Genomic DNA, 7,412 nt, shown 5'->3' with positions numbered 1-7,412 from the left:
GAGCTCGAACCGCCGCTCGGTGACGAGGACTTCGACACGCTTCTCGACCGCTCCGCCGACCTCCTGGACTCCGACAGCGAGCGCGGGGGCCTCTTCCGGCCCCGCGACCGCCGCCGCGGCCTCGCCCCCGCCGGCGAACAGCATCAGCAGGCCTCCGACACCCCGGCCGACGGAACCGGGGGCGCCGACCGCCCGGGCCGGGACGGGGCGGTCAACGACACCGCACCCACGCCGCACGGCCCCCTCCCGCTGCCCCGCCGCCGGCCGCCGACGCTCGTCGTGGACCACGGGCGCCGCCTGGACGAGGGCGGCCGCGCCCACCCGGCCCCCGGACGCCCCGGCGCCGACGGCTCCGGTCCGCGCGAGGACGCCGCCCCCACCCGCGGGAACGACTCCCGCGCCCGCGGCGCCGACGCCCGTGACGACCGGCCCGTGCCGCCGCACGGCACCGGCCCCACCCTCGTCCCCGTACCCCCGGAGCCGTCCGACACCTTCGGCGGCCTGCCGCGCCGCGTCCGCCAGGCCAGCCTGGCGCCCCAGCTCCGCGACCACGACCGCACGGACGCCGGCGCGGGTGCGAGCGGCGGTACGGGGAGGGGCACAGGCCCCGCCGTGGCCGGCGGGCCCGACTCCTTCGAGCGCGACGCCGACGAGGTACGCGCCCGCATGGCCGCCATGCAGCGCGGCTGGCAGCGCGGGCGGCGGCACAACGCCGAACCGGACGACACGACAGCACCAGGAACGACACCGGAGGGGGACGGTCGATGACCGCACCGAACGCCGCAGCACCCAACAGCACCCACGGACGCGGGAACGGCGAGCTGAACTGGCTCCTCGACGAACTCGTCCAGCGCGTCGGGTCCATCCGCAAGGCCCTGGTGCTGTCGAGCGACGGACTGCCCACCGGTGCCTCCCAGGAGCTGACCCGGGAGGACGGTGAGCACCTGGCCGCCGTCGCCTCCGGATTCCACAGCCTCGCCAAGGGCGTCGGCCGCCACTTCGAGGCGGGCAGCGTCCGCCAGACGGTGGTCGAGCTGGAGGACGCCTTCCTGTTCGTCACCGCCGCCGGCGACGGCAGCTGCCTGGCCGTCCTCGCCGACGCCGACTCCGACGTCGGCCAGGTCGCCTACGAGATGACCCTCATGGTCAAGCGGGTCGGCGCCCACCTCACCACCGCGCCCCGGGCCGGCCTGTCCACCGGAGGGTGAGTGGCCGGACCATGAGCGACGCAGCCGAACCCACCCCGGGAGGCGCCGGCCGGCCCCCCGCCCGCCACCACTGGTTCGACGACGAGGCGGGCCCGGTGGTCCGCCCGTACGCGATGACCCGGGGCCGCACGAGCGCCGCCTCCCGCCACCGGCTCGACCTCATCGCGCTGGTGGTCCCCGAGCCCGCCGCCGACGACCCCGGCCGGGACCGGACGCTCTCCCCCGAGCACGTGGAGATCGTCGAACGCTGCTGGGAGCAGCCCCAGTCGATCGCCGAGCTCGCCGCCGGACTCGACCTCCCCGTCGGGGTGGTCCGGGTCCTCGTCGGCGACCTCGTCGAGGACGAACTCGTCCATGTGACCCGCCCCGTTCCGCCGGCCGAGCTGCCGGACGTGAGCATTCTCCGCGAGGTGATCAATGGCCTTCGGGCGCTCTAGCCGCAAGAAGACCCCCGTCGAGCCGATGACCCTGAAGATCCTGGTCGCCGGCGGGTTCGGGGTCGGCAAGACGACGCTGGTCGGCGCCGTCAGCGAGATCAGGCCGCTGCGCACCGAGGAGACCCTGAGCGAGGCCGGGCGGCCCGTGGACGACCTGGACGGCGTCGAGACCAAGACGACCACCACGGTCGCCATGGACTTCGGGCGGATCACCCTGCGCGAGGACCTCGTCCTGTACCTGTTCGGCACCCCCGGACAGGACCGCTTCTGGTTCCTGTGGGACGAGCTGGCGCAGGGCGCGCTCGGCGCGGTCGTCCTCGCGGACACCCGCCGCCTGGAGGACAGCTTCGCGGCGATCGACTACTTCGAGCGGCGCGGCATCCCGTTCACGGTGGCCGTCAACTGCTTCGAGGGCGCCCGGCGCTACCCGCCCGAGACCGTGCGGGGAGCGCTCGACCTGGACCCCGAGGTGGAGCTCCTCATGTGCGACGCCCGCGACCGCGAGTCGGTGAAGGAGGTCCTGGTCGCCGTGGTCCGGAACGCCATGACCCGCGCCGCCCGCACCCACCCGGCCCCCGTCAGCTCCTGAACTCCGCCGCCGCCCCGCTTCCGCGCCGGAAGCGGGGCGGCGGCGGAGGAGCCGGTGCCGGGAATCCTCAGCGTCCGGCCACCGACCGCCGGGCCACCGGGAAGTCGAAGTACGCCGAGGGGTACGGCTCCGGCTTGAAGGTGAAGTGCCACCACTCCTCGGGCAGGTTCACGAACCCCTGCTCGGCCAGCACCCCCTTCAGCAGCTGCCGGTTGGCGCGCTGCTCGCCCGTGGCCCGCGGATCGTCGGTGTGCGAACGGGTGTCGAAGCAGTCGTACCCGGTCCCCATGTCCACCGAGTTGTCCGGGAACCGCTCCGCCCGCGGGGCGAAGCACTCCACGAGCGGCTCGCCGGGCACGTGACGACGGGTCGGCGCCGCCGGCAGCCGTACCAGCGTCAGGTCGACCGTGGACCCCCGGCTGTGCCCCGACCGCTCGGCGATGTAACCGTCCGCGAACAGCCGCGACTTCTCCACCAGGGGATAGAACTCGCGCTTCATCCGCTCGTCGCCGAGGTCCTTCGCCCAGCGCACGAAGTGGTCGACGGCCCGCTGCGGCCGGTAACAGTCGTACACCTTCAGCGTGTAGCCCCGGGGCAGCAGCCGCCGCTGCGCGCGGTGCAGGGCCTCGGCGGCCGGCCGGGTCAGGATGCACACCGGCTGCCGGTAGCCGTCGACCGGCTCGCCCACGAAGTTGTGCGCCGTCGTGTACCGCATCTCCTGGAGGATCGTCCGGTCCACCGCGTCGAGCGCCACGAACCCGGGCGGCGCCTTCGGTTCCGGAACGGCCTGTGCCGGGGGAGAGGAGACGGCGGCCCCGGACAGGGCGAGGAGCCCGGCCGAGGCGGTGACGGCGAGGGTACGGAGTGCGCGAGCCGGTCGAGTCATGCGCACCGTCTATCAGTTCCGGCGGCGCCGGGAAAGGGCCGTCGCGTACGGTCGGCCCGTGAACGACACCGGGACCACCTTCTGTTCCGCCTGCGGCGCCGCCCACCCGGCCGGCGCCGGATGGCCCCGCACCTGCCGCTCCTGCGGCCGCACCGCCTACCGCAACCCGCTGCCCGTGGCCGTGGCCCTGCTCCCCGTGCGTGACGGCCGGGGCGGGGGCCTCGTCACCATCACCCGCGGCATCGAACCCCGACGCGGCGGCATCGCCCTGCCCGGCGGCTTCATCGACCACGGCGAGGACTGGCGTGCCGCCGTCGTCCGTGAACTCCGCGAGGAGACCGGCATCGAGGCCTCCGCGACCGACGTTCGGCTCGCCGACGCCCTCGGCTCCGGCGACCACCTCCTCCTCTTCGGCCTCCTGCCCGCCCTGGACGCCCTGCCGCCCTTCACGCCGACCCCCGAGACGACCGCCCTCCACGTACTGCGCACTCCCCGCCCCCTCGCCTTCCCCCTCCACACCGAGGCGGCACGGAAGTGGTTCGCCGGGGCCTACGGCTCCTGACCGCACCCGCGCACCCGCACCGGCAGCCCCACTTCCGCCACGCCGGCGTCGGTCACCCGCTCCACCACCACCCGGCCGTCCACCCGGCGCGACCGGTACCGCTCGATCTCCGCCGGCTCCCAGCCGTCACCGGTGTCCCGCACCACGAGCCCCCCACCGGTCCGCCCCACGGCGGGCGCCCACACCTCCAGCGCGAGCCGCCCGTCCGCACCGCTCACCGGGATCACCGCCCCCGCCCGCGCCAGAACCGGCACCCGCGCCAGAGGGGCCTCCACCAGCACCTGCCCCGGCCCCTCGTACGCGCGGCCCGTCGCCGTGTCGTACCAGCGCCCGCGCGGCAGCCGTACCGCCCGCCGGTCGGCACCCCGGTGCAGCACCGGCGCGACCAGCAGCGCGTCCCCGAGCAGAAACGCGTCCTCGCAGTCCCGCAGCGCCCGGTCCTCCGGCGCCCCCCACCACACCGGCCGCACGTACGGCGCCCCCGTCATCCGCGCCAGCCCGGCCAGCGTCCCGAAGTACGGGCGCAGTCGCTCCCGCTCGGCCAGCGCCGCCCGCGCGTGCTCCAGCACCTCCGGGCCGAACTCCCACGGCTCGCCCCGCCCCGGGCCGCCCGCCGTCCGCGTACGGAACAGCGGCAGCCACGCCGCCAGCTGGAGCCGCCGCAGGTACAGCTCCGGCGACGGGCTCCCGCCGGTCCCGCCCGGACCGGGGCCCGTGTACGGCACCCCGCACAGCCCGAGTCCCAGCACCAGCGCGAGCGAGGCCCGCAACCCCGGCCACCCGGCCGACACCTCGCCGGACCACGTGCCGCCGTACCGCTGCGTGCCCGCCCAGCCCGACCGGGAGAGGAGGAAAGGCCGCTCCTGCGGACGCGGCCGGCGCAACCCCTCGTACCCGGCGCGGGCCATCGCGAGCCCGTACACGTTGTGCGCCTCGCGGTGGTCACCGCCCCGCCCCTCCAGAGCGTGCCGGGCCGACCGGGGCAGCGTCCTGTTCCCGAACGGGCCCGGCACCAGCGGCTCGTCCCCGGTGTGCGCCACCCCGGCGAAGCCCTGCCGCAGCCGCTCCTCGTACAGCCCGCCCCACCACCGCCGCACCTCCGGGTCCGTGAAGTCCGGATAGGCGCAGTCACCCGACCCCGCCACCCCGTGGACCTCCGCGCCCCGCGCGTCCCGCACGAACGCTCCCGCGGCCCGCCCCTCCTCGTACCGCGCCCGCCCCGGCTCGGCCCGCACGGCCGGCTCCACGACCGAGACCAGCCGCACTCCGCGCTCCCGCAGCTCCTCCGCGAGACCCGGCAGCCCGGCGGACCGCTCCCGGCCGTCCCCCGGCACCCCGTGACCGCCGTCGGGGCCGCCCTCCAGGTGCACCGCCGCCAGCGGCAGCCCGCGCTCCAGATACCCGTCCACCACCCGGCGCACCTCGTCGGCGCCCCCGGCCCCCCGGCTCACGTGCTGGAGCCCGAGCGCCCACGACGGCGGCAGAGCGGGCGCCCCCGTCAGCGCCGCCCAGCCGTGCAGCACCCGCGCGGGCGTGCCGACCACCACCCAGCAGCGCAGCGGCCCGCCCTCCATCCGCACCTCGGCGGTCCCCGGCCGGTCGTGACCCGAACCGGCCCCCTCCTCACCCTCGGCGAGCGTGACCCGCCCGTCCCAGGAGTTGTCGTGGAACGCCAGATGCGTCCCCGCGTCGGAGACGACGAACTGCACCGGCATCGTGAGCGACAGGGGACCGTCCTCCGGCCCCGGGAGCCCCCGCGGACCGGTGTTCCACAGCCGGTAGGAGCCGTCCCGCAGCCGCGGCCCGCCGGTCCGTCCCCCCAGGCCGAAGAAGCGCGCGTCCGCCGGCACCTCGCTGCGCTGCGCCCACCGCGCGGGACCGCCCGCCACCGGTTCCCACCAGCGCGGCGGCAGATCCCGCCGCAGCACCACCCCGCCCGGTGTACGGACCTCCACGGCCCCGTGCCGCGAGACGGCCACCGTCACCCGCTCCGACACGATCCGCCACCCGCCGTCCGTGTCCGGTTCGAGGGCCGCCCGCGGATCGGGCTCCGGGGCCTCGCCCGCCAGCGCGTACGAGGGGAGCGGCTCGGCCCCGTCCCACCCCCAGAACACCGTGCCGCCCGCCGACACGGTGATGCGCAGCCCGGACCGCGCGAACCGCAGGACGCCTCCGCCCGGCAGTGCCTCCGCCGCGGCCAGCGGGCCCGGCACCCGCGCCCGCTCCGGCCCCCTGGCCGCCAGCCCCCACGTGTCCGTCCGGCGCAGCCGCCACGCCGTCCGTACCGTCCGCAGGCCCCGCACCGACCCCAACACCTTCACCGAACGCAGCAGTTCACGACCGTCCATGACGATCACCCTGCCACCCGCCGGAGGCGCGGCGAGCTCCGTTCAACCGCCGTTCACCCGTGGTGGGAGCACATGTTCAACTCCCGGACCATGGGTGGGCGGCCCTGGTGCGAAAGAGGATCACATGGCATCGTCCTGTCAGCCGCGTCACGCGCACACCCCAGCACGTGCGCGGGACACACGCCGACCCCGCGTACAGCCAGGGAGCCACCCCATGACATCCGCAGCGCCGACCGAGCCGCTCTGGCAGCCGGACGAGGACCGCATCGCCTCGGCCGCCGTGACCCGCTTCCAGGCCTGGGCCGCCGAACACCACGGCGCGCCGGCCGAGGGCGGCTACCCCGCGCTCCACCGGTGGTCTGTCGAGGAGCTCGACACCTTCTGGCGGGCCGTCGCCGAGTGGTTCGACGTCCGCTTCTCCACCCCGTACGAGCGCGTCCTCGGGGACCGCTCGATGCCCGGCGCGGACTGGTTCCCCGGCGCCACCCTCAACTACGCCGAGCACGCCCTGCGCGCCGCCGCCGACCACCCCCACGACACGGCCCTCCTCCATGTGGACGAGACCCACGAGCCCACCCCGATCACCTGGGCCGAGCTCCGCCGCCAGGTGGGCTGCCTCGCCGCGGAACTCCGCGCCCTCGGCGTACGCCCCGGCGACCGTGTCAGCGGCTACCTGCCCAACGTTCCGCAGGCGGTCGTCGCCCTCCTCGCCACCGCCGCCGTCGGCGGCGTCTGGACCTCCTGCGCCCCCGACTTCGGCGCCCGCTCCGTTCTCGACCGCTTCCAGCAGGTCGAGCCGGTCGTCCTCTTCACCGTCGACGGTTACCGCTACGGCGGCAAGGAGCACGACCGCCGCGCGACCGTCGCCGAACTCCGCGCCGAGCTGCCCACCCTCCGCGCCGTCGTCCACATCCCGCTCCTGGGCACCGGCACCCCGGACGGCGCGCTCCTCTGGGACGACCTCGTCGCCGGCGACGCGGAGCCGGTCTTCGAGCAGGTCCCGTTCTCCCACCCGCTGTGGGTCCTGTACTCCTCCGGCACCACGGGCCTGCCCAAGGCGATCGTCCAGTCCCAGGGCGGCATCCTCGTCGAGCACCTCAAGCAGCTCGGCCTGCACTGCGACCTCGGTCCCGGGGACGTGTTCTTCTGGTACACCTCCACCGGCTGGATGATGTGGAACTTCCTCGTCTCCGGTCTCCTCACGGGCACCACCGTCGTCCTCTACGACGGCAGTCCCGGCTTCCCCGACACCGCCGCCCAGTGGCGCGTCGCCGAACGCACCCGCGCCACCCTGTACGGCACCTCCGCCGCGTACGTCATGGCCTGCGCCAAGGCCGGCGTCCACCCTGGCCGCGACTTCGACCTGTCCGCCGTGAAGTGCG

At 75.7% G+C, this 7,412-nt stretch carries 7 protein-coding genes and 1 pseudogene; 6 read left to right on the top strand and 2 right to left on the bottom strand.

Annotated elements, in window-relative coordinates; translation table 11 throughout:
- From RIF68_RS20460 to RIF68_RS20445, 4 genes and pseudogenes are all read left to right on the top strand, one after another.
- A pseudogene (locus RIF68_RS20460) lies at positions 1–768 on the top strand (hypothetical protein); the annotation flags it as partial.
- Positions 765–1,208 carry a roadblock/LC7 domain-containing protein gene (locus RIF68_RS20455; RefSeq protein ID WP_309052739.1) on the top strand — a complete coding sequence of 148 codons (444 nt, stop codon included), beginning with the start codon at positions 765–767 and terminating at the stop codon, positions 1,206–1,208. The pseudogene RIF68_RS20460 and the gene RIF68_RS20455, both read left to right, overlap by 4 nt.
- An 11-nt stretch (positions 1,209–1,219) precedes the next feature.
- Positions 1,220–1,645: a DUF742 domain-containing protein gene (locus tag RIF68_RS20450; protein WP_309052738.1), complete on the top strand. Its 426-nt coding sequence runs from the start codon at positions 1,220–1,222 to the stop codon at positions 1,643–1,645.
- Positions 1,626–2,234 (top strand): ATP/GTP-binding protein, encoded by a 609-nt coding sequence (locus tag RIF68_RS20445; protein ID WP_309052737.1) that lies wholly within the window; start codon positions 1,626–1,628, stop codon positions 2,232–2,234. The genes RIF68_RS20450 and RIF68_RS20445 overlap by 20 nt, the downstream gene beginning before the upstream one ends.
- A gap of 67 nt (positions 2,235–2,301) precedes the next feature.
- Here the strand turns inward: RIF68_RS20445 and RIF68_RS20440 are convergent, their stop codons facing one another.
- Entirely contained in the window at positions 2,302–3,120 is an 819-nt protein-coding gene (locus tag RIF68_RS20440; protein WP_309052736.1) for a M15 family metallopeptidase, read from the bottom strand.
- On the opposite strand from RIF68_RS20440, the gene RIF68_RS20435 reads away from it, so the two are divergent.
- On the top strand, positions 3,119–3,682 hold the full coding sequence (locus RIF68_RS20435; protein WP_375165168.1) for an NUDIX domain-containing protein: 564 nt from the start codon (positions 3,119–3,121) through the stop codon (positions 3,680–3,682). The two genes, RIF68_RS20440 and RIF68_RS20435, sit on opposite strands and share 2 nt — an antisense overlap.
- Here the strand turns inward: RIF68_RS20435 and RIF68_RS20430 are convergent.
- The gene (locus tag RIF68_RS20430; protein WP_309052734.1) at positions 3,670–6,030 is read right to left on the bottom strand and encodes a TIM-barrel domain-containing protein; all 2,361 of its coding nucleotides are present in this window, start codon (positions 6,028–6,030) and stop codon (positions 3,670–3,672) included. The genes RIF68_RS20435 and RIF68_RS20430 overlap by 13 nt on opposite strands.
- 214 nt (positions 6,031–6,244) lie before the next feature.
- On the opposite strand from RIF68_RS20430, the gene RIF68_RS20425 reads away from it, so the two are divergent.
- A partial coding sequence (locus RIF68_RS20425; RefSeq protein ID WP_309052733.1) for an acetoacetate--CoA ligase occupies positions 6,245–7,412 on the top strand: 1,168 nt, incomplete at its 3' end.

Source organism: Streptomyces sp., assembly GCF_031178505.1.
Classification (GTDB): Bacteria; Actinomycetota; Actinomycetes; order Streptomycetales; family Streptomycetaceae; genus Streptomyces; species Streptomyces gulbargensis.
The sequence above is the reverse complement of the archived record's forward strand: the minus strand, read 5'-3'. Positions and strand labels throughout refer to the sequence as shown.